This window comes from Photobacterium satsumensis, from assembly GCF_050336935.1.
Taxonomy (GTDB): domain Bacteria; phylum Pseudomonadota; class Gammaproteobacteria; order Enterobacterales; family Vibrionaceae; genus Photobacterium; species Photobacterium satsumensis.
Map to the genome: position 1 here is coordinate 1,157,763 of NZ_JAKJSK010000006.1, position 22,516 is coordinate 1,180,278.

Here is a 22,516-nt window from a genome sequence, read left to right on the forward strand (position 1 = left end):
TCTTATTTGCTATGAGGTCACAGAACGCACACAATAAAACTGATATTGCAGATGGCGTTTTTTGAAGTAATATCAATGTAGTAAATAAGATTTACAGAGAAGACAAGGAGGTTTCGTGATTACTATCAAACCAGCGCAACAGAAAGACCAAAACGCTATCACCCAACTGCATGCCACAAGCTGGCAATCAGTCTACGCTGGGCTATTAGATGAAAAGTACCTTGCTGAAGACGTCTTTCAGGAACGCGGGACTATTTGGCAGCATCGATTTAATCAACCGAGCGAAAACCAGCGGATCTTCGTGGCGTTAGAAAAACAAAAACTGCTCGGTTTTATTTGTATTTATCTTGATCAGGATACCGAGCAGGGAACGTTAATAGAAAATCTTCATGTCTCCAAGGATACCAAAGGAAAAGGAGTGGGTAAGGCCTTACTTCAGCATGCCTGCCGCATTATTCAGTCAGAAGCAAACCATACAGGTGCTTACCTTGAAGTCCTGAGGCAGAATATCAGCGCCCAACGCTTTTATGACTACATGGGCGGCACGCCTATTATTAGCCAGCAATGGCAAGCCCCAGAAGGTAGCCTTGTTGATGAACTGGTCTACGGCTGGCCATCAGCATCAGTAATTTTAAAACGCTAACGGCCGTACTAGCGTTCAACACGTATAAAGAGTAAGTCACAAGGCATTTTCCTCAATAGTGGCTCACTACTGGATAGAGTCAATTGATGGAACCAGCTTGATTCATGGTGGCCAAACACCAGAAGGTCGACATCAAACTCCTCTATGGCTTTAATGATTTGATCTTCTACGTAACCAGCATAAAAAATGTGCTTGAAGATTGGATAATTGGCCTCCTTCAGCAACTCCGTCATATCTTGGACAGACTGACTATGTACAGATTCATCAAACTCAGCCGGATTAAACTCTCTGACCCCTTCATATAACTCCGTAAAATCAGGGTCAATATGGATAACACTCAGCAACGCTTGATGGGCTTTCGCTTGCTCGGCGGCTTTCATCACCAAATATTCCGCATTCGCATCAAAGTTAACAGCTAACAAAACATGCTTATATTTCATTTGCTATCCCTCGGGAGAATATGATGTAAGAACACTAAGAGTTTAGCTTATACCAAATTGAAAAAGACTTGCGCATCTAAGAATCGGGACAACCATGAGCCGCTATACTGTTAGCCAGATGCCTGATGTATCACTGGTTTCACCCTATCAGGCCAAGTGCCGTTCAAATATGTTTGGTTGAGTTTCTTTTCAAGGTTACTGTATGTATCAAGAATCCTTCATCGATTCTCTGTCAATTTTTATCATCCTAGGGCTGATTTTCGGGGCTATTGCCCTGATGTTCGAGTTCGGATATCGCTTGGCTCTTCGCTTTCCATCCAACGAATACAGCCAATCTATTAGTCCAATGGCTACAGGGCTAGCCAGCTTACTCGCCTTCATTCTCGCCATCACTTTTAGCATGGCGGCGGCAAAATCAGGAGAAAGAAAGCAACTGGTGCTCACTGAAGCCAATACAGTTGGTACGACCATCCTTCGTACCGGTTTACTGGCCGAACCTTATCGTTCACGCAGCCGAGAATTACTGCGTGAATATGTCACGTTACGCGTCGTCGAGAATAAAAAGGACCAAAAGCGGCTTGTAAATAGCATCATCAAGGAAAGCGAAATAATACAACTCAAGCTATGGAACCAAGCTATTGACGCGCATGGCAGCACTTCACCGGAGTTACTGTTGTTGTATATCAATTCACTCAACGAGGTGATCGATATTCACACCGAAAGGGTAAACAAAGGAATAAGAGGAAGGATCCCGGTGAGTATCTGGTTTACGCTGGGGCTACTGACATTCCTGACCATAGCATTGAACGGCGTCCAAGTTGGTGCACAAAACAAAGGCAGGGCACTGGTTGCCGCCCTCCCCTTTGCCATGGCCTTTTCCTTGGTTTTAACTTTAATTGTCGAACTCGACAGACCCGTAAGAAGTATCATCGAGATTAGCCAACAGCCCCTTATAGACCTTCGCGACAGTTTGGACAAAGTGCTATACCCCGATGATGTGGGCAAACTCAAACTCAGCGAGTAAAGCTACATACCCGTGGGTACTTTTGATTGATAAAGAGCAAGTTGCTCATCAGGTTCACGTTGCTGGCAAGTCGCGCAATTTTTCTTACCATCCAATTTATATTTCAAGCAACACGTCTCTCGACGAATATAGTAAATCCCCACATTTTCCAAGCTTGCAGCCTTCACGCTATTCAACTCTGCAAAATCCGGTAATATCCCTGCCAACCACGCATCTGCTTTAGGCTGTAGGCGCTCAATTAACGCTCTATCATAGCCATGCTGGGTAAGCTTTTGAAAAACCAATCCTAACGCATAACCAAGCGCTCCCCAGAACTGAGGTGTATTGACCTTTTGATCTTTAAATTTGGGCGCTATAGACTGGCCGATCGCTTGCACAAAATGAGATAACTTCTGGTCAAGCACTTGTTCTGATTCAACCACTTTTGCCTGTGGGCTATGTGCCAGAGGATCATCCTCAAGACAGAAAAAAACGCTGTCCGCGGGGATACCAACTCGCTTTAACTTTCCATTAGGCGCCACATCAAGGCTTATTTGTTCAAGAGATAGCATCGGAACGCGATTAAACTTGAGCCTTAACGCTGCTAAACCAGAACACAGGTGGGCAGTGAAGCTTTTCAACCACAAGGACGCACCTACCGCTTGCCGTGTGTCGACATCTTGGCTAAATGATTGAATGGTTGTATCAAGATGGGTCTCCATCCACTCTGGCAGTGGCTGACCCACTTCACCATATTGAAGGCGGAAGAAAGGCTCGCGCTGAAACAGCCAATCTAATTGAGATACAAGTGTTGGGTGTGCTGGCTCTCCGAGCCAGAAAGGAGCCAATTCCGCTGATAATGTCATCTTTAAGTCTACTTCGAAAAAAACGCAGGCAGGCGATATTATGATCACCTAAAGCCGAATATACCCGAGTAATTATACCCAAGCTACCTTAAGAGGCACTGTTGTTACGTAGCGTGGCCGTAAAGTGAACGGGCAAGTACTCCATAACAGCATAAGAATCAATAGGCATAAAGTTGATAAAGATCACGGAACACTGGGATTCATCAACCCGTAATATTCTAAAGCTTTAATTATCTGACAGTTTTGTATATATTCACTTGCAAAAGCAGCCTGTAGTTGGGACGGGTGTCACACTACATGCTGATAAAATCAATAAATTAGCAACGTTGGTCAAGCGTGCATGGATTGCATAGGAACATTACTATGAGTAAGGATGCCAAACTGGTTAGGCAGAAACTAAAATCAGAAACACAATCAGCGCTAAGCAAAGCGCGATTGGCGTTTTTAAAGGACTATCAAAAAGCCACGTAAGTGGCTTTTTTAATAATCACTAGGCACCACCATCCCTCCTAAAACAACCTGTTTTACATTCAACGACGCATGTGGCGTACCACTTGGTGTCATCATCGCATCATATTCATCAATGCTGTTTCGCGGCGATATTGGCTCTACAGGGTAGGATACGTTTCTTTTATTTTCCGATGCTAAATCAGGTGTTTTATCAAGGTGACTATTCAATTGATAAGTAGGCACGTTAACATAATCCGCCGTGTCATCATCAAAAATAGAAAGTTTATCAAGCGCAAGGGCGGCAAACGCGAACCCAATGATTATATAGTTGAAAGGCATAGCATCCTCCTTTTCGCAATGCACTGTTTCTATTGATAGTCCACAATCCAAACATGATCAAGATCACATAGGACATTCCAGTGCATTAATCTCTGCCAAATAGGGTGACGCTCGCCTCGTCCTATTCAATAGCCAGCCATTGAATTAACCCAGCACTTTTTCAATCTCACTTAAACTCGATGGGTCATCAATAGTAGACGGCACCACATACTGCTCACCATCGGCAATTTGCCTTATTACCCGGCGCAAGATCTTGCCTGAGCGCGTTTTTGGCAACCTATCAACCACCAGCGCACGGTTAAAACAGGCGACCGCACCTATCTCGTGCCTCACTTTTTGCAACAGCTCTTTTTCGATTATACCGTCAACTGAATAATAGCCATCTTTCAGTACCACCAGACCCAAAGGCAACTGGCCCTTCAGTTCATCATGAATACCAATAACCGCACACTCAGCAACCGCTTCATGAGCGCCCACGACTTCTTCCATTTCACCGGTTGATAACCGATGTCCAGCAACGTTGATGACATCATCTATTCGTCCCATAACGAATAAATAACCCTCTTCATCAAGATAACCACCATCACCTGACACATAATATCCTGGGAACTGGCTCAAATAGCCTGACTGAAACCTATCGTGATTGCGCCAGACCGTCGGTAAACAACCCGGTGGTAATGGTCTTTTAATGGCAATGTACCCTTGCTGATTGGTCGCTTTTTCCTCGCCGGTTTCATCCAGCACCACCACACCATAGCCTGGGACTGGCATGGTTGCTGAGCCAGGCTTTATGTCAAAACTCTCAAGGCCAACCGGATTTCCTGCAATAGCCCAGCCCGTTTCTGTTTGCCACCAGTGGTCAATGACCGGTCGACCCGTTTTCTCTTGTACCCATTCGAGTGTTGGCGGATCCAATCGCTCCCCTGCCATATAAATCGCTTGCAAACTGACCATTGGGTAATCAGCCAGTAATACTCCCTCTGGATCTTCTTTCTTGATTGCTCGGAAAGCCGTCGGGGCCGAGAAGAGCACCTTTACGCCATAATCATTACACACTCGCCAAAAAGCCGCTGGGTCTGGCGTTTTAACGGGTTTTCCCTCGAACATTACCGTCGTACAGCCATGAATTAGCGGGCCATAGACAATGTAAGAGTGGCCAACGACCCAACCCACATCTGAAGCCGCCCAGAACACATCGCCGGGCTCTACGTCATAGATTGTCTCCATACTGTATTTCATCGCGACAGCATGACCACCATTGTCCCTCACCACACCTTTGGGCTTACCTGTCGTACCCGAGGTATACAGAATATAAAGAGGATCTGTCGCCTTTACGGGTACACAAGGGTGCATTTCAGCTTTATGCTTCAAAGCCTGCCAATCACAGTCCCTCTCTTCAGATAATTCAGCACGGCAAGCGTTACGCTGGAATACAACCACATGCTCGGGTTTCCAACGGCTGTCCATAATAGCTTTATCAACCAATGGCTTATAAGGGATAACCTTGGATACTTCAATACCGCAACTGGCAGTAAGAATGACTTTCGGCTCTGCATCTTCAATCCTAACGGCCAGCTCATTGGGGGCAAAGCCACCAAATACCACTGAATGAATCGCGCCGATGCGCGCACAAGCCAACATGGCCATCGCCGCTTCGGGGATCATCGGCATGTAAATCACCACGCGATCACCTTTCGACACACCTAACTCCGCCAACATACCCGCGGTCTTAGCAACTTGATCCCTCAATACCTGATAGCTGTACTGAACTTTGCTACCGGTAACCGGAGAATCATATATCAGGGCTGTCTGATCGCCCCTGCCAGCTTCCACATGCTGATCTAGCGCCAAATAGCAGGTGTTTAACTCACCGTCGGCATACCAGCGTTCGATGCCATTTTCATCTTTACTTAAAATGGTTTGCGGAAATTGATACCACGGTAGTTTTTGAGCTTGCTCCCGCCAAAACGTTTGCGGCGTAGTTTGTGCCAATTGATATTCTTTCTGATATGCAGACATAGTGCTTCCTCAAGTTCACCCAAGTAACATCAAGCGCAGTTCACTTTTCTGTTACTTGGATATATATCCTGATATTGCAAATTAAAAGACATGTAATTAAAAGGCTGTACTTATACCCAGCGACGTCAAGATGCTTGGTATTAACGCTATTTATCGAAAACAGTGGAGGGAACACGGACAAAGCCCTCCATCAAAATGCGCGCGCTGCGGCTCATGGTGACTTTCTCAACCATCCAACCTTGCTGCATTTCTTTCGCCTGTGCCCCGACCTTCAGCGTCCCCGACGGATGACCGAACGTTACTGACTCTTTCTCACCGCCACCCGCGGCCAAATTCACTAGAGTGCCCGGTACACAGGCAGCAGAAGCAATAGCAACGGCTGCGGTTCCCATCATGGCGTGATGCAGTTTGCCCATCGACAGCGCTCTGACCAATACATCAACCTCGCTATCAGCCACTTCTTTTCCACTCGATGACAGGTATGTTTTGGGTTTGGAGATGAATGCGACTTTCGGGGTGTGCTGCCGTTTTTCGGCCTCTTCAAGGTGCGAAATTAGCCCCATTTTCAACGCTCCATACGCACGAATACGCTCGAACATCGCCAACGCCTTTTCATCATTGTTGATATCATCCTGAAGCTCGGTACCGACATACCCCAATGACTCAGCATCGATAAAAATAGTTGGGATCCCGGCATTGATCAGGGTCGCATTGAACGTACCGATACTAGGTACTTCCAGATCATCGACCAGATTACCCGTGGGAAACATCGAGCCCGCGCTACCAGCCGGAGCCATGAAATCGACCTGAATTTCAGCAGCTGGGAATGTCACACCGTCGAGCTCAAATTCGCCAGTTTCCTGCACAAAGCCATTCACAACAGGCACATGTATCACGATGGTTTTCTCGATATTGACCTGCCAAACACGAACGGTAACGACACCGTTGGCGGGAATACGATCTTTGGCGATCAAGCCGGCATGAATCGCAAAAGGCCCTACCGCCGCCGATAAATTCCCGCAGTTGCCACTCCAGTCAACAAACGGCTTATCAATCGATACCTGCCCAAACAGGTAATCAACATCGTGATCCATCTTGCGGCTCTTGGAAACAATCACTGTCTTACTGGTACTTGAGGTTGCCCCGCCCATCCCATCTATTTGCTTTGCATAGGAATCCGGGCTGCCGATAACCCGCAATAAAAGCCGATCTCTGGCGTCACCTGCTACCTGAGCATCAGGCGGCAAATCAGCCATATTGAAAAACACACCTTTACTGGTTCCGCCCCGCATATAGGTAGCAGGAACCTTAATTTGAGATTGTGGTTGCATCTGCCCGTGTTGTTGGGAGGCTGGATTTGTCATATTCATCTCCCCCTACTGAGCCAAAAAGTCTTGGGCAAAGCGCTGTAAAACACCACCGGCTTGATATACAGACACTTCATCAGCCGTATCAAGGCGACAGGTAACCAGTACATCAACCTTTTCACCGTTAGTGCGCGTTACGACCAAGGCTAAATCAGCGCCCGGCTGGATCTCCCCAACAACGTCGTACAATTCAGTCCCATCAAGCGCTAAGGTATTACGATCAACACCTTGCTTAAACTGCAATGGCAACACGCCCATTCCCACCAGATTGGTACGGTGGATACGCTCGAACCCCTCAGCAACAATGGCTTCGACACCAGCAAGACGAACACCTTTCGCCGCCCAGTCACGGGACGAACCCTGACCATAATCAGCGCCTGCAACTACAATCAGAGGCTGCTTGCGATTCATATAGGTTTCTATCGCCTCCCACATACGAGTGACCTTACCTTCCGGCTCGATACGCGCCAGTGAGCCCTGCACCACTTCGCCATTGTCTTTAACCATCTCATTAAACAATTTTGGATTGGCGAACGTCGCTCGCTGAGCGGTTAAGTGATCACCGCGGTGCGTCGCATAAGAGTTAAAGTCTTCTTCAGGTACCTCCATCTTGGCTAGATACTCACCCGCCGCGCTAGAAGCCAGAATGGCATTAGATGGAGATAAATGATCTGTCGTAATATTATCGCCCAATAACGCCAACGGGCGCATGCCAGACAAGGTTCGCTTACCGGCCAGTGCCCCTTCCCAATAGGGAGGTCGACGAATGTAGGTACTCATCGGACGCCAGTCATAAAGCGGATTACTATTGTGCTGCTCGTCATGTAGTTTGAACATTTGAATGTAGACTTGATTGAACTGTTCCGGCTTAACATGCTTGCCAACTACCGCATCAATTTCTTCATCACTTGGCCATAAGTCATTAAGGTAAATGGGGTTACCATGACGATCAGAACCCAGAGCATCACGTTCGATATCAAAACGAATCGAGCCTGCTAGCGCATAAGCAACGACCAAGGGCGGTGATGCCAAAAACGCTTGTTTAGCATAAGGATGAATACGACCATCAAAGTTTCTATTTCCCGACAGTACTGCGGTTGAATAGAGATCACGGTCGATGATTTCCTGCTGGATGTCAGGATCCAAGACACCACTCATACCGTTGCAAGTGGTACAGGCATAACCGACAATGCCAAAACCCAGTTGTTCCAGCTCGGTGAGCAAGCCAGCTTCTTCCAAATACAGTTTGGCCACTTTCGAACCCGGCGCGAAGGAAGATTTCACCCACGGTTTACGTAATAGCCCAAGTTCATTGGCTTTTTTGGCCAACAGGCCCGCTGCGACCACGTTTCGCGGGTTACTGGTATTGGTACAAGATGTAATGGCCGCAATAATGACCGCGCCATCCGGCAATTCGCCTTCTTTCTCTTCCCATTTGCCGGCAATCCCGCGGGAAGCAAGTTCAGATGTCGGTAAGCGACGATGGGGATTTGAGGGCCCAGCCATATTGCGTGACACTGACGACAAGTCGAATTCCAATACACGTTCATAAACGGCATTTTCGAGAGAGTCTGCCCACAAACCCGTTTCTTTGGCGTATTGTTCCACCAGCTCAACTTGCGGTTCGTCACGACCGGTTAATTTTAGGTAGTTAATGGTCTGCTCATCGATATAGAACATCCCCGCCGTTGCGCCATACTCCGGTGTCATATTAGAGATAGTTGCCCGATCACCGATTGTGAGATCGCTTGCCCCTTCACCAAAGAATTCTAAGTAGGAAGAAACGACACGCTCATTACGCAAAAATTCCGTAATTGCCAATACGATATCGGTCGCGGTAATACCCGGCTGGCGTTTTCCTGTCAGGTTAACACCGACAATATCCGGTAAACGCATCATAGAAGGACGACCCAGCATGACCGTTTCTGCTTCAAGCCCGCCGACGCCTATAGCAATCACGCCTAGGGCATCGACATGCGGTGTATGACTGTCAGTGCCGACACAGGTATCTGGATAAGCAATGCCATTTTTGGCTTGTACCACAGGAGACATTTTCTCCAGATTGATCTGGTGCATGATGCCATTACCGGCCGGGATCACACTGACGTTTTCAAAAGCCGTTTTACACCACTCGATAAAATGAAAACGATCTTCGTTACGCCGCTCTTCAATGGCTCGGTTTTTATCAAATGCCTCAGGATCAAAGCCCGCATGTTCGACAGCCAAAGAGTGATCAACGATCAATTGCGTTTCCACCACCGGATTCACTTTTGCTGGATCACCACCTTGTGCAGCAATGGCATCCCGAAGGCCCGCCAAGTCAACTAAGGCCGTTTGCCCCAAGATGTCATGACAAACCACTCGCGCCGGGTACCACGGAAAATCAAGATCGCGCTTTCGGTCGATGATCTGCTTCAAGCTGTCGGTCAACGATTCAGGATCACAGCGTCTGACCAGTTGCTCAGCCAAAACCCGTGATGTGTAAGGGAGGGTGTCATAAGCACCAGCCGATATCTCATTGACGGCTTCTCGGGTATCGAAGAAATCAAGTCCGCTGCCTACAAGAGGCTTACGGTATTTTGTATTAATATTCATAATCTACATCCGTGAATGTCCTGCTCACAGACCTTGAGATGTCAGCAGGCATTGGCTTTTTTCTCAAGGTCTGAATTAAGCGTTAACTGCGCGATTCAATCGGCAGCCAATCCTGATGCTCCGGTCCTTCGTAATCCGCACTCGGTCGTATAATTCGGTTATTGGCACGCTGCTCATATACATGGGCCGCCCAGCCAGTGACTCGGCTCATGACAAAAATCGGGGTGAAAAGCTTGGTCGGGATCCCCATGAAGTGATAGGCCGAGGCATGGAAAAAATCAGCATTACAGAATAGTCCTTTCTCCCGCTTCATCACCTGCTCAACACGTTCAGAAACCGCATACAGATGGGTGTCACCAACATCGGCAGAAAGTTTTTCCGACCATGTTTTAATTAAAGCATTGCGGGGATCAGATTCACGGTAAATTGCATGACCAAAGCCCATTATTTTGTCTTTGTTTGCGAGCATCTCCATGATGCCAGCTTCTGCTTCATCCGGTGTTTGCCACTGCTCAATCATTGCCATCGCAGCTTCATTAGCCCCGCCGTGTAGCGGGCCACGCAAGCTACCGATGGCAGCGGTAATACAAGAATGGAGATCGGACAATGTGGACGCACAGACACGGGCGGTGAATGTCGAAGCATTGAATTCATGCTCAGCATACAACACCAAGGAACAATGCATGACCTGCTTATGCAGCTCCGACGGCGACTTGCCGGTCAGCATTTCGAGGAAATATCCTCCAATGCTATCCTCGTTGCTATTTGCGGTATCAATACGCACACCGTCATGGCTATAGCGGTACCAGTAACAAATCATAGCCGGAAGCATCGCCAGCAGCTTGTCTGTCTTCTCATCTTGCTGAGAAAAATCGACTTCCTGATCTATGTTACCTAGCATGGAGCAACCGGTTCGCATCACATCCATCGGATGAGCATCGGCAGGAATTGCTTCTAATACCAGTTTTAAAGCTTCTGGTAATCCCCTAAACGCGATTAACGCTTGTTTATATTTTTGTAATTCTTGTTTATTCGGAAGCGCCCCTTTTAATAATAAATAGGCGACTTCTTCAAACTCTGCGTTATTAGCAAGATCGGTAATGTCATAGCCACGATAAGTGAGCCCGGTACCTGATTTTCCTACCGTACATAGTGCCGTGGAGCCGGCGCTTTGCCCTCTCAGCCCTGCACCACCAATGGCGTTTTCTTTAGGTTCTTTTCCGTCCTTCTTTACATCAGCTACGGCTATAGCAGTCATAGCAGACTCCTTCTTCAGTTGTATTCACGATATTGAATGGATGGTGCCTTCTTTAGGTAATTCTTTATTTCCATTATTTCTAGAGATAAAGAAATCCCCAGAGGTTATTTTCACCCTGTCTTTATTTTTATTATTTTTTTTAACCTAAAAGCTTTATTCGGATTGTTTAAATAATTTATCTAGTGTTTGTTCATAATCGTGATAGCCCAAATATTGATATAGCTCTTCACGGGTTTGCATTTGATCGACGACGTTACGTTGGTGGCCGTCTTGCAATAAATGTTGATAGACGTTCAACGCCGCTTGGTTCATTGCCCTGAATGCAGACAGCGGGTAAAGCACCATATCGACCCCACACTCAGCGAGTTCATCAGTACTAAACAACGGCGTCTGACCAAACTCAGTGATGTTCGCCAAAATCGGCACTTTTACCGCATCTGAAAACTGCTGATATTGTTCCAACGTATTGATCGCTTCAGGGAAAATCATATCAGCCCCTGCTTCGACGCAAGCTTGCGCTCGCTCAATAGCTGACTCCATCCCTTCAACAGCCAATGCATCGGTTCGTGCCATGACCACAAAGTCAGCATCTACCCTCGCATCAACAGCGGCTTTAATCCTGTCGACCATTTCCTGCTGACTAACAATGGCTTTATTCGGGCGGTGCCCACAGCGCTTCTGAGCGACCTGATCTTCCATGTGAACCGCCGCGGCCCCACTACGCTCCATTTCTTTGATGGTTCTCGCAATATTGAATGCACCACCAAACCCGGTATCAATATCGACCATCAAAGGTAAAGTCGTGGCCGCAGTGATCCGCCGGACATCTTCCACTACATCATTAAGAGTCGTAATACCCAAATCCGGCAGACCATATGATGCATTGGCTATTCCACCGCCAGAAAGGTATATCGCCTGGTGACCCACCTGCTCTGCCATCATGGCGCAATACGGATTGACCGTTCCGACAATCTGTAACGGGTTGTTGTTGGCTACCGCTTGGCGGAAGCGTTTCCCTGGACTCATGAGATTTTCTCCTTATCCTGCTTCAACTGCTGTTCAATTAACTGGCGGCTTCTCATTATATGGCGCCGCATCAACATTTCTGCCAACTCCCCATCGCGTTCTTTTAGCGCACTGAGAAGATGAAAGTGTTCTTTAAGGGCCTGCTCTGGCCGAGAATGGGAGCGCTGTGACTGATACCGGTACATTCGCAGCAAGTGATAAAGCTCATCACAAAGCAGGTTGATCAGCTTAGTGTTTCGACTGGCTTTAATGACCCGGTAATGGAAATCAAAATCACCCTGCTGATGAAAATATGATGCCCCCTCAACTTGTTCGATATGTTGATGATGGGCATCGAGTAATGCTTCTAATCCGGTTAGCTCTTCGTCTGTAATATGTTCACAAGCAAGCCTTGCCGCCATGCCCTCGAGAGCTTCACGTACCGCATAAATCTCGATCAGTTTTTCTTTCGTTAAGGCAACCACCCGCGCTCCGACATGGGGGATACGCTCAACCAACCCCATTGACTCCAAGCGCATCATAGCTTCACGGAGTGGCCCCCGGCTGACACCATAATGCTTGGCCAGCTCTGGCTCAGAAATCTTACTGCCAGCCAAATAGGTGCCATTCACAATCTGATCAATCAACTGCTCTGTCAGGCTCTCAGATTTTGTCCCTTCTTTTACGCTGTGACTGTCGACACTCTTTAATTTCAAATTTTGTTCACTCATCTTTATTGTCAACAATTTCGTAACTCGTGAACAAATTTAGCGCTATACATTCGCTTTTACAAGCCGATTGTTAACAATTTGTATTAGACCTTAGTATAGATTGTCGACAATCCATCACTTCAACGCATCCAAACCAGCATATTCAATGAGCTCAATGACGTTATTGTCATCATCACGCAGAAAGAGTGAAATGCCTGTTGGATGCGAGACCGGTCCACTACTTGGAGAGATATCCAAACTCGGTAACTTAGCCAACACGGCAGACATATCTGTTACTTCAAGCGCTACATGGGTGTAGCCAGTGTATTTAATGGGGTCATCCATCAAAATATTTCTGCCAGAAGGATCATTGGCATTAAGGATTAAGTTGATATTGATACCGGAAGGGTGAAGTAAGATTGCGACAGGCTCAGGTCCGGAAGGCCCAGTGATAAATTCAAAACCCAACTTTTGATAAAAAGCGATGGCCCGCTCTAGATTACTGACCCGTATGCCAAGGTGATTGACCTGTGTTATCTCTTGCATAATTAATCTCCTTATTAAAAACCATCAATTAACTCGTTATATTCGAAGCAAGTCCCTGATTAATAATAGCCAAAAAGAAAAACGGCAGTGACTTCTCAGCCACTGCCGTTTTTAATTGATCACCTACAGGTTACGCTGTCGGTTTAGCATTACCTGCCAAATGTTCGGTGGAAATCTCCAACTTTGGTTTACGCTGGGCAAGGATTACACCAGAGAGAACCATACCACCGCCAATGTAATGGTAAACCGCTAACTGCTCTCCTAATGTCACGCTGGCAATAAGAGCCGTAAGGACAGGCATCAAATTCATAAACATGGCTGTTCGGTCAGCACCTAAGATTTCAATGCCTTTTAACCAACACCATGGTGCCAATACCGAAGCCGGTAATGCGGCATACATAATTAATGGCAATGATTCGCCTGAGATCGCCATGCGTTCACTGCTAAGTAGCATCGGCGTTAGCATAATGACGGCGAAAAGCCCCTGCACATAAACAGACTGCCAGTTATTCAATGGCATTTTCCAGCGTTTCAACAACACACAGTAAAGCGCATAAACAAAGGCTGCTATCATCAGTAACGCATCACCTTGTTTAATTCCTTGCGATGTTAATGTACGGATATCACCGTGCCCCAGCATAAAGACCAAGCCAGCCAGCGATAAAACGGCTCCAACCATAGCTAGTGGTAGCAGACGCTGCCCCAGTATCGGAACGCTCAAGAACATACTCAACAACGGCACAAGTGAAATAATGAGTGCCATATTTGTAGCTGTGGTTGTCGCTGCTGCAAAATAGCCCAGTGACTGGTTGAGCACCATGCCCAGCAAGGCTAAAAAAGCCAGCTTGGTTAAGTGCGGTTTAATTTCATGACGCTTGCGCCATACAGAAGGCATTACAAAGGGTGTTAATACCATCATGGCAAAAAACCAGCGATAAAAAGAGATCGCACCAGGGTCGATCACGCTGTAAGACATTTTGTTAACGATGGCATTCCCTGCCCAGATAATGACAGTCAATAGAGGAAATAAGTAGAACATGGTTTGCCTTTTAATTTGATTACGTGTGAATTGTGGCACGTCAGCTTACAAACAAATATCTCTAAACAGACATCGTGAGTCTATTGTCAGACATTTGTTTTTTTACGCTCGATTTGCAAACTAAAAAGCCTCTATAAAAAGCAAAGTAAACCATCTCAACACATTGAAAAATAAATCAAAAAAATCAAACACCACTCAACTATCACTCATTAATTCCCAAAAAGAAAGAGTGATCCACCTCGCAGGAAATCAGTACTCATATACCCAAGTTGGAAAATATATGTTTATAGAGTTATAGCTCTAGATTTATCTTGCATTCTGGTCAGACCAGACTATAAATACAAGAAGCAATGACAAATTGAAAAAGGACGTTTCAATGCGCAAGAACCTCAAGATCTATCAGCATATGCGCCGCCTGCCCTTTGGTGACAAACTGTTCAGCTTTGTTGTCTGCCGCCTTGCCCCTTACTTCGGTTCAATCAAACCTAAGGTGACAGCATTACAACCCGGTTATGCCGAGGTCACAATTAAAAAACGCCGTCGGGTGACAAACCATTTAAATACTGTGCATGCCATCGCCATGTGCAACATGGCTGAGCTTGCTGGCGGAATGATGACGGATGTGTCGGTACCGGTAAAAAGCCGCTGGATCCCCGTAGGAATGACGGTTGAGTATCTAAAGAAGGCGAAAACCGATCTTATCGCCTATGCACAAGGTGAAAATATAGATTGGATGACCGAAGGGGATAAGGTTGTACCCGTAGAGGTAAAGGACACAGAGGGTAATCTGGTTTTTCGGGCTGATATTACAATGAATGTGAGATTTACGGATTAATACAAACAAAGCGCAGGAATAGATTATCTGCGCTTTGCTAACAAACTAACTAGCCCACCAAAGAGGCTTCTCTTTCAACTTGTCCAGCTTGGTTCTCGTTCGCGTCAGGTAACCAATGAAACATATAGTCAAACAGCTGCTTTTCATCCATTTTTGCTAATTTGCCATGAATGAAGGAACTCATATCAATCAAATGGTCCACTTTCGCAAGCGGCTTATAAGGCTCCTTGAATCGGCGCCAGATATCAGAATGATTGACATAGAAATTAGCAGCAGCCACTGCCTCCTCAAACGTGGCATGCTCAGATATCAACCTAGGCCCATCCCAAGTTGCACCATCAAGCACGCACACACCTATTTCCCCTGACTCTTCATACGTTAGTTCGTCCACATAAGGGACATTCCACCAACGAATGATCTCTTCACATGAACGATGCTCGTTGAGTTTATCTGAATAGGGAAACTCGTCCATGTTGAGTCTATTCCGAACCGGAATCTGACACGCTGTAAAATCCATAGCCAACAATTTGCATAGTTATTTTTTGCATAATGTTAACCATCATGATTTTTTTGTCAATTAGTTTTGAAGTGAAAATCTTGAAAAATTATAGCCTTATCGAAAATATACTCTGACTTCTACGTCAAAACTTACAATTTTAGGACATATCTTCACCGATAAAAGACAAAAACGACCGATTACAGCTTTCTCTTAATCGTTGAGGAAAAGTGTTTTCGCCAATCGAGCCAAATTATAAGCATCATCATAACCAGAATGCTGACGCCCTTCCCACTCGACACCAGCCATTTCCATCGCTGCTCGTTGTCCACAACGTTTTTTAGTGACATGACGCTGCAGCCTGAACAAGGTCGCCAAGTTTAGGTATTCGTCGAAAGGCACTTTCAAACCTTTTTCTTCGCATTCTTTACGAAGAATAATGTCATCACGCCCCCAGGCAGCATAAATTTTATGTCGGCCACCGAATTTTTGCTCTACCGATTTCAGGATATGCCCAAGTGGCTTGCCGTTCTTCTCAATCACCTCAGGCTTTATACCGGTCAATTCGGTACAGAAGGGTGATACTTCATCATGATCCGGTTTTACAAAATGTTGAGCTCGGCGCACTATCTCACCGTTGGTCAGATCAAGCTCTGCGACGCCAATCTCAATGATCTCACCTGTCCTTGACTCACGGCCATCGTTCCAACAGCACATTTCGAGGTCAAAACACACAATACGGTTAAAATTCATCTCACTTCCGGATATCACGCTATAACTGGCACGAAGGATAGCATTTAGCGGCGGGTTAGCCAAAAATGAAACGTAATAACCCTCTTTTGACTAACCGGATATCATTGAGTAATAAAGAGGTTTAAACACTCAATTGTTTGTAGCACAACAATCGACCCAATATCGGGCGATAGGGTATGGGAAGACCTGCCCTTGTACAAGACTTTCAAATTGCCCACCATTACGCTCAATCACGGTGCGCGAGGCCGTATTATCTTCATCGGCTGTGATCAGGGCTTTCTGAATACCCAGCTGATAAGCTTTTGGCAACGCCTGTTTCAGCATTGATTTTCCATGCCCTTGGCCACGATAGCTTGGCGCAACATCATAGCCGATATGCCCTCCTTCTTTTGATAAGAATGGCGTACCAATGTTATGCCGAATACGTATTACCCCAACAATGGCGTTATCTGCATTAACCAGCCAATAATGGTGGCAAGGCACATACCCTTCCGGTAAATTCACGCCATTAGATTCATCAATTAAAGATTGGATATAAGATTCAAAATGCGCTTTTCCATCGGCGTAATATTGGGCATTTTCCGGATCATTACAGGCAAAATCGTCATAGAAGCACTTAAATGCCTCTTTAAACGCTAAGGACGGTGAAACTAACCTCATAACTACAACTCCTTGTTAATATAGTTCTTCTAAGCTACTGATTTTATGATATTGCTCGTCATCATTTTCACCAAACGGTTGATACCAAACGGCCTGTAACCCTGCGGCAATAGCCGGCTTAATATCTTTCTCTAAGGTGTCCCCAACCATGGTTATTTCATGGGGTTGTACATCCAACTGAGCGGCAATACGCTGGAAATAATCTGGCGTCCCTTTCGCTATTCCCACATTAACTTTACTAAAATAGCCCGTGATAAACGGCGCTAATCCACCTCTGGTAAATGCCTGTTTTATCTCTTCCAGTGATGAGTCTTCAGCATTGGTTGCGATATAGATGGAGGCGTTTAAAGAGAGGTGCTGAAGGGCTTCAAGTGCTCCCTGTACCACCTGAACATCTGGCCACTGACACATTGGCCCTTGGTAGTACGGGAAATCAACCATCAAGGTATCTCCCCAATCAAACAGGTATATTCTTGTCATTTAGAGTCCTTTCTTATTACTTTACCCTGCTACTTCAAGAAGAAAATGACTGTAGCGCAATTAACGCTTCATCGGCTTTCTCGCTCTGTACAAACACGTGATCATGGTAATAAGCTGCAATGACATTGGCACTTATTCCCTGTTCAGCAAGCTTAGTGGCAATGGCAGCAGTTAAACCTACCGCTTCAAGGCTGGAATGAACCGTTAGCGTGATCATCCTAAACACTGCTTCGTAGTCCAGCCCTGCACTATCCGCCTTTTTCCTAGTGAGCACCAGCGTTAGCCCTTCCGACTCTTGAAAGGCTGAAATCGGTGATAAGCCTACGTATTCGGCTAATTGACCAGCCACCGTACAAAATACAAATTCCCCTGCTTGTAATTCAGGAGACATAGATTCAAGCAGCTCTTGTAGATCAGTGATCCCAGCCATGTTTCCTCCTCATTAGTGCCCTATTTTTTACTGCTATTGTTTAACCAAGTTTCTTTAGTGATCTGATATAAACAATGGCGCTGAAGGCTGTGTCCTTGTGGCAGCTTGGGATGATCAAAATCTTGCCCAATATTTACCATACCGATTTTGCCCATCACCCGTTGAGAGGGCGTATTAGGTAAAGCAGTAAAAGCGTAGATACTTGGTGCCGATAGTTCACAAAAAGCAAACTGCAGCGCCCTGCTTGCCGCCTCGGGAGCATAGCCTTTGCCCCAATGCTCTTTGGCAAGCCGCCAACCAATTTCAACAAATGGTGCATTTGGGATCCCCGAGTGCTCATCTTGGCTATGTAAACCGACAAAACCAATGAACTGCCCGGTTGCCTTTAGCTCGACTGCCCAGAAACCCCACCCTCTTTCAGCGATAAGCTGGGTGATTCTAGCCGCTTGGGCGTCACTTTCTTGCGGGGATAACACGGCAGGAAAATAGTTCATCACAGCGGGGTCTGCATTGAGCTTGGCGTAAACCGGGTAGTCCTCCCGCTTCCACTGCCGGAGAATCAACCTGTCTGTTTCTAACTGGTGTACCATCTAACGTCGACTTCCTTTTTTGACTTTCAATATTTAACTCAGTATACCCAAGTGACTTCAACTTGCTGGATTCAGCACATCCTCGGTGATTTCGACGACATCCGGCGCTATTTCTGCATTGTGGCGGTTCTCGGTAATGAACAAAACAGTAAGTGCTGTTAGATCCGCTACGGTGGCAGGCCTGATCCGAAAAGAGTTTTATTCACAGCTTGATTGTTCATCCTCTAACGCCATTTTCTGCCGCTCTTTGATCGCTTGCCACGACACGCCATTTTCGATCCCCGATATACGTTCATGGTACTTGTTACATGCCCGTTTCAGCACTGACTCGATCTTAATGCCTGCCTCGTCTTCTAATGCAACCAACGCATTAAGATAATCCCACAGAACATCACCCAACTCATCTTCAAGATGACAGTGTCTCTGGTTGGCTATTTCATCAGTCACTTCATCGACTTCAGCCTTTAACTCAGAAAGGTAGGTTTTAGCCCCTTCTGACCACGTCGAAGTTCTATCAATTTCTGCCTTGCGCCGCGCCAGTTGCAACAATATACCCAGTTCTTCCATCAATTCCCTGTCCCGACACGACTTCTCTATCGTTGAATGGCTAACCTTTCCCGATCGGATTTTTTCAATTTAGCGACCACGAGTTCGTAAGAACGATCAATCAAGCCTTTCAACATGCCATCTTCGATTTCATCTGTCACTGACACGGTTACCCAATGTTTTTTGTTCATATGGTATCCCGGACGTATAGCCGTAAACATCGACGTAAGCGCCTCATTGTCAGCCGGGGCCCCTTTCAAGTTAATGTCGACAACACCCTCGTTCACCGATAACAGCGCAAACATCTTACCCAGTACCTTGAACACCATAACATCGGCACCGAAGGGGTAATCCAATTCAGCTTCAGGTAGCGTCATAATAAAGTCGACGATCTCTTGTCTGTTCATAACAACCTCTAGGGCATGGGCTTAGTGACTTGTACGCATTGCTATAGGGTGATCAGGGTTCATTTGAAGGAGATCCCACAAATTACCATAAAGATCTTCAAATACCGCAACCGTGCCATAATCTTGCTCTTTCGGCTCACGGACAAACTTAATGCCATCGGCAACCATACGGTTATAATCGCGCCAAAAGTCATCAGTGTTTAAAAACAGAAATACGCGTCCACCTGTTTGATTACCAATAAAATCTAGCTGCTCAGGCTTCGATGCCCTTGCCAACAGCAAACTGGCACCAGTGGAGTTAGGCGGAGCGACTACCACCCAGCGTTTGTCTTGCTCGGGCTGGTAAGTATCTTCTATTAATTCAAACTTCAATTTATTAACGTAAAAATCAATCGCTTCATCATAGTCTTTTACCACAAGGGCAATGTTAACAATGTTCTGCTTCACTCTGTTTTCCTATCACTGTATTTGACGGTATTTTAATGACACTAAGATATATTTACTTTCATATGTATTGAAGGTGTATGATCGACAAAATGTGCCCACACATGGTCATACACGTTGCGCTGTCCCGGAAATGGTACCAAGGCCTTCGCTTCTTCAAGGCCAACCCAGCGGTATTCCGTGTGTTCTTCGTTAAGAGTGACAGACTGATCCGGTGGACATAACACGGCAAAGACCGGAATGATCTGCAGCACATTCACATCCGCTTCAAAAAACTGTTCTAAAAATTGGGCATTATAAAGTTCAGATACAGCAATTTGTGTTTCTTCAAAAAACTCTCGGACTATCGCCTGCCAGCCTTTTTCCTCACCTTCAATCGAACCTGCAACATGACACCAATATCCACCTTTCACTCGCTTCATCAATAACATTTTCATATCACCGTCTATTTCAGATAAAGCGACGCCTGAAACTATAGAGGTATTTACCGGAATTTTTTGTATCATCATATTCTTCTATCTATTCCTCTTTAGGTGCATATTGCTCAAACACTTGTTGAGCTGTCATTTTATGGGTGTCATTTTTCAGTTCATAGAAATCCGGCTTTTCATCTATGAAGATTTCACTGACTAGCGTGAAGTCTTGATCCTGAAATAGCCCGGCAGAAACAATATATTCATTACTCGGCAGCAGGTGATAATAAAGATGTGTGCCGCACTTACCGCAAAATACCCGCTCAGCCCATTCAGACGAGCGATACGCTACAGGTTTATCGCCTTTTATTACAACATTGGAATTGCAGTGCACAGCAAACAAGGGGCCGCCCGACCACTTACGGCACATGGTGCAATGACAAAGCCCAACCTCTTGTTGATCGTCAGCCGTCAGTTCGATAGCGCCACATAAACATTGTCCTTTCATCCTTCCCTCCTTAAGCTCCAAGCCACACATCAAGTCTATCTTGAATGGTTAGATATACCCAAGTTACCTCAAGGTGCGGGATTCAGAGGGTTGTCAGCTCATTCAATGCAAGGCGAAGATTTGCAAGAATGGTATTCCCTTTTAAAAAGCTTCAACGAAGGAGTGGATGGGCTGACACCCTCCCGAAGGGCGAGTTTTATAAGCTTCTATACTGCGTTATTGTTTCTTGATTTAGGGCCGCTAGATCTTCAAAACAATGCCTAGCCTATAAGCTTAGAAACTCTCGCTGAACCAGCATCTTGAAGTAGCTTGGGTATATTATGACAGCAGGCCCCATTAGATTCTGTGATTGATGAAAGATCAAAGCAAAAAAAAGCCCCCACCATAATGGCAGAGGCTTGAGTATTCCTTTTAGAAGAGATCAGTCTTTATTTTGACGTTTGCTCTTTGGCACATAATTCAAAATTGAAATCGGCACAGGTTTTCTAGGCTCAAAACCTTCAATTTCACGGCGCTCAATCAAATGACCCAAGCGACTTTCAATCATGCACAGATTTTTGAAGTTGTCTTTCGATACAAACGAGATCGCTTCACCTGAAGCATCCGCACGGCCAGTACGGCCAATACGGTGAACGTATTCGTCAGCTGGGAATGGCAGATCATAGTTCACCACACGTGACAGTTCTTCAATATCAATACCACGTGCGCCAACACCCGTTGCGATCAGGTATTTGATCTTGCCGGCTTTAAAGTCTTCAAGCAGTTGAACTCGAATCGCTTGGCTACGGCCACTGTGGAATGCTTCAGCCGCAATATCACGTTTTTCCAGCTGAGACACCAGTTTTGCAGCACCGTGCTTGGTTTCAATGAAGATCAACGCCTGATCCCACTGATTCTCCTTGATCAAATGGCTAAGCAGCGCCGACTTTTTATCTTTATCGACTGTGATTAACCACTGCTCAATGTTAGCTTTGGACGCTTCATTAGCTGCAATGCTGATTTCATGTGGGTTGTCGACTACCGACTTTGCCAAATCACGCACTTTATTAGACAGCGTCGCTGAGAATAGCAAGAATTGCAGCTCTTCAGGCAGGCGGTCAATAATCTTGTTGATGTCGTCAATAAAGCCCATGTCCAGCATACGGTCAGCTTCATCAAGCACTAACGTTTCCACTTCTTCAAAGTGAACAGCACGCTGGCCGTACATATCAAGCAAACGACCAGGAGTCGCAACCAATACATCCACACCATCAATCAGGCTTTGCTTCTGCTGCTTCTCATCCACACCACCGTACATCGCCAGCGACGTTAAACCTAGATGCTTAGAATACAGGGTGATCTTCTCTTCAACCTGGATAGCCAATTCACGGGTAGGAACAAGTATCAGTGAGCGAATACGTTTTTTACGTTGCGTCTTTCCTTGGCTTAATTTTTCAAGGATTGGCAAAACGAAGCCCGCAGTTTTACCTGTACCCGTTTGCGCCGCTGCAATTAGGTTTTTACCCTGCAAAATAACAGGGATAGCCTTAGTCTGGATCGTTGTTGGCTTGCTGTAGCCCAGTTCATTAACCGCTTGGGTTAATGACTCGCTGAGCCCAAGTTTAGAGAATGGCATGAATCGCCTCTAATTGTACTTTAACTAAATATGGTAGAGCCGCCTCTACATGAAGCGCG

General features: G+C 46.0%; 26 protein-coding genes. 3 read left to right on the top strand and 23 right to left on the bottom strand.

From position 1 onward, the window contains the following. The first annotated feature begins 115 nt into the window (after positions 1 to 115). Positions 116 to 643: a GNAT family N-acetyltransferase gene (locus tag L4D79_RS05435; protein ID WP_428648420.1), complete on the top strand. Its 528-nt coding sequence runs from the start codon at positions 116 to 118 to the stop codon at positions 641 to 643. 8 nt (positions 644 to 651) lie between these two features. On the opposite strand, the gene L4D79_RS05440 is transcribed toward L4D79_RS05435, so the two are convergent. Next, a complete protein-coding gene (locus tag L4D79_RS05440; protein ID WP_428648423.1) occupies positions 652 to 1,083 on the bottom strand; it encodes a universal stress protein in 432 nt (143 codons plus the stop codon). A 202-nt stretch (positions 1,084 to 1,285) separates the two neighbouring features. On the opposite strand from L4D79_RS05440, the gene L4D79_RS05445 reads away from it, so the two are divergent. Continuing rightward, entirely contained in the window at positions 1,286 to 2,107 is an 822-nt protein-coding gene (locus L4D79_RS05445; RefSeq protein ID WP_428648425.1) for a bestrophin-like domain, read from the top strand. A gap of 2 nt (positions 2,108 to 2,109) precedes the next feature. On the opposite strand, the gene L4D79_RS05450 is transcribed toward L4D79_RS05445, so the two are convergent. The 10 genes from L4D79_RS05450 to L4D79_RS05495 form a co-directional block, all read right to left on the bottom strand. Then, on the bottom strand, positions 2,110 to 2,952 hold the full coding sequence (locus L4D79_RS05450) for a (2Fe-2S)-binding protein (protein ID WP_428648427.1): 843 nt from the start codon (positions 2,950 to 2,952) through the stop codon (positions 2,110 to 2,112). Positions 2,953 to 3,432: 480 nt separating this feature from the next. Continuing rightward, positions 3,433 to 3,741 carry a hypothetical protein gene (locus L4D79_RS05455; protein WP_428648430.1) on the bottom strand — a complete coding sequence of 103 codons (309 nt, stop codon included), beginning with the start codon at positions 3,739 to 3,741 and terminating at the stop codon, positions 3,433 to 3,435. 144 nt (positions 3,742 to 3,885) lie between these two features. Next, positions 3,886 to 5,760, bottom strand: coding sequence for a propionyl-CoA synthetase (locus tag L4D79_RS05460; RefSeq protein WP_428648432.1), 1,875 nt, complete (start codon positions 5,758 to 5,760; stop codon positions 3,886 to 3,888). Positions 5,761 to 5,906: 146 nt separating this feature from the next. Next, a complete protein-coding gene (prpF, locus tag L4D79_RS05465; protein ID WP_428648435.1) occupies positions 5,907 to 7,124 on the bottom strand; it encodes a 2-methylaconitate cis-trans isomerase PrpF in 1,218 nt (405 codons plus the stop codon). A 12-nt stretch (positions 7,125 to 7,136) separates the two neighbouring features. Then, positions 7,137 to 9,722, bottom strand: coding sequence for a Fe/S-dependent 2-methylisocitrate dehydratase AcnD (gene acnD, locus L4D79_RS05470; protein WP_428648438.1), 2,586 nt, complete (start codon positions 9,720 to 9,722; stop codon positions 7,137 to 7,139). Between the two features lie 82 nt (positions 9,723 to 9,804). After that, a complete protein-coding gene (gene prpC / locus L4D79_RS05475) occupies positions 9,805 to 10,980 on the bottom strand; it encodes a bifunctional 2-methylcitrate synthase/citrate synthase (protein ID WP_428648441.1) in 1,176 nt (391 codons plus the stop codon). 153 nt (positions 10,981 to 11,133) lie between these two features. After that, positions 11,134 to 12,006 (bottom strand): methylisocitrate lyase, encoded by an 873-nt coding sequence (prpB, locus tag L4D79_RS05480; RefSeq protein ID WP_428648444.1) that lies wholly within the window; start codon positions 12,004 to 12,006, stop codon positions 11,134 to 11,136. Continuing rightward, positions 12,003 to 12,716, bottom strand: a complete 714-nt coding sequence (locus L4D79_RS05485) for a GntR family transcriptional regulator (protein WP_428648447.1) — start codon at positions 12,714 to 12,716, stop codon at positions 12,003 to 12,005. The genes prpB and L4D79_RS05485 overlap by 4 nt, the downstream gene beginning before the upstream one ends. Positions 12,717 to 12,830: 114 nt before the next feature. Continuing rightward, positions 12,831 to 13,241, bottom strand: coding sequence for a VOC family protein (locus tag L4D79_RS05490; RefSeq protein ID WP_428648450.1), 411 nt, complete (start codon positions 13,239 to 13,241; stop codon positions 12,831 to 12,833). Positions 13,242 to 13,371: 130 nt separating this feature from the next. After that, the gene (locus L4D79_RS05495) at positions 13,372 to 14,280 is read right to left on the bottom strand and encodes a DMT family transporter (RefSeq protein WP_428648452.1); all 909 of its coding nucleotides are present in this window, start codon (positions 14,278 to 14,280) and stop codon (positions 13,372 to 13,374) included. A gap of 376 nt (positions 14,281 to 14,656) precedes the next feature. Between L4D79_RS05495 and L4D79_RS05500 the strand changes: the two genes are divergently transcribed. After that, positions 14,657 to 15,115, top strand: coding sequence for a hotdog fold domain-containing protein (locus L4D79_RS05500; protein ID WP_428648455.1), 459 nt, complete (start codon positions 14,657 to 14,659; stop codon positions 15,113 to 15,115). Positions 15,116 to 15,164: 49 nt separating this feature from the next. Here L4D79_RS05500 and L4D79_RS05505 read toward each other — a convergent pair whose 3' ends face one another. The 12 genes from L4D79_RS05505 to L4D79_RS05560 all read right to left on the bottom strand — a co-directional run bounded on the left by L4D79_RS05505 (position 15,165) and on the right by L4D79_RS05560 (position 22,457). Next, positions 15,165 to 15,587, bottom strand: coding sequence for a hypothetical protein (locus L4D79_RS05505; protein ID WP_428648457.1), 423 nt, complete (start codon positions 15,585 to 15,587; stop codon positions 15,165 to 15,167). 237 nt (positions 15,588 to 15,824) lie between these two features. Next, a complete protein-coding gene (locus tag L4D79_RS05510; RefSeq protein ID WP_428648460.1) occupies positions 15,825 to 16,364 on the bottom strand; it encodes a 3'-5' exonuclease in 540 nt (179 codons plus the stop codon). A 129-nt stretch (positions 16,365 to 16,493) separates the two neighbouring features. Next, a complete protein-coding gene (locus L4D79_RS05515; protein WP_428648463.1) occupies positions 16,494 to 17,024 on the bottom strand; it encodes a GNAT family N-acetyltransferase in 531 nt (176 codons plus the stop codon). 15 nt (positions 17,025 to 17,039) lie between these two features. After that, positions 17,040 to 17,504: an HAD family hydrolase gene (locus L4D79_RS05520; protein ID WP_428648466.1), complete on the bottom strand. Its 465-nt coding sequence runs from the start codon at positions 17,502 to 17,504 to the stop codon at positions 17,040 to 17,042. 34 nt (positions 17,505 to 17,538) lie between these two features. Beyond that, the gene (locus L4D79_RS05525) at positions 17,539 to 17,934 is read right to left on the bottom strand and encodes an ACT domain-containing protein (protein ID WP_428648469.1); all 396 of its coding nucleotides are present in this window, start codon (positions 17,932 to 17,934) and stop codon (positions 17,539 to 17,541) included. A 20-nt stretch (positions 17,935 to 17,954) separates the two neighbouring features. Next, a complete protein-coding gene (locus tag L4D79_RS05530; RefSeq protein ID WP_428648472.1) occupies positions 17,955 to 18,524 on the bottom strand; it encodes a GNAT family N-acetyltransferase in 570 nt (189 codons plus the stop codon). 198 nt (positions 18,525 to 18,722) lie between these two features. Next, positions 18,723 to 19,091 carry a MazG nucleotide pyrophosphohydrolase domain-containing protein gene (locus L4D79_RS05535; protein WP_428648475.1) on the bottom strand — a complete coding sequence of 123 codons (369 nt, stop codon included), beginning with the start codon at positions 19,089 to 19,091 and terminating at the stop codon, positions 18,723 to 18,725. A gap of 26 nt (positions 19,092 to 19,117) precedes the next feature. After that, complete coding sequence (locus tag L4D79_RS05540; RefSeq protein WP_428648478.1) at positions 19,118 to 19,477, bottom strand: MmcQ/YjbR family DNA-binding protein; 360 nt, start codon at positions 19,475 to 19,477, stop codon at positions 19,118 to 19,120. Between the two features lie 21 nt (positions 19,478 to 19,498). Next, positions 19,499 to 19,924 carry a VOC family protein gene (locus tag L4D79_RS05545; RefSeq protein WP_428648480.1) on the bottom strand — a complete coding sequence of 142 codons (426 nt, stop codon included), beginning with the start codon at positions 19,922 to 19,924 and terminating at the stop codon, positions 19,499 to 19,501. Between the two features lie 41 nt (positions 19,925 to 19,965). After that, positions 19,966 to 20,427, bottom strand: coding sequence for an NUDIX hydrolase (locus tag L4D79_RS05550; RefSeq protein WP_428651713.1), 462 nt, complete (start codon positions 20,425 to 20,427; stop codon positions 19,966 to 19,968). 13 nt (positions 20,428 to 20,440) lie between these two features. Next, entirely contained in the window at positions 20,441 to 20,842 is a 402-nt protein-coding gene (locus L4D79_RS05555; RefSeq protein ID WP_428648483.1) for a GFA family protein, read from the bottom strand. Positions 20,843 to 21,263: 421 nt separating this feature from the next. Beyond that, on the bottom strand, positions 21,264 to 22,457 hold the full coding sequence (locus L4D79_RS05560) for a DEAD/DEAH box helicase (protein ID WP_428648486.1): 1,194 nt from the start codon (positions 22,455 to 22,457) through the stop codon (positions 21,264 to 21,266). Between the last annotated feature and the right edge of the window lie 59 nt (positions 22,458 to 22,516).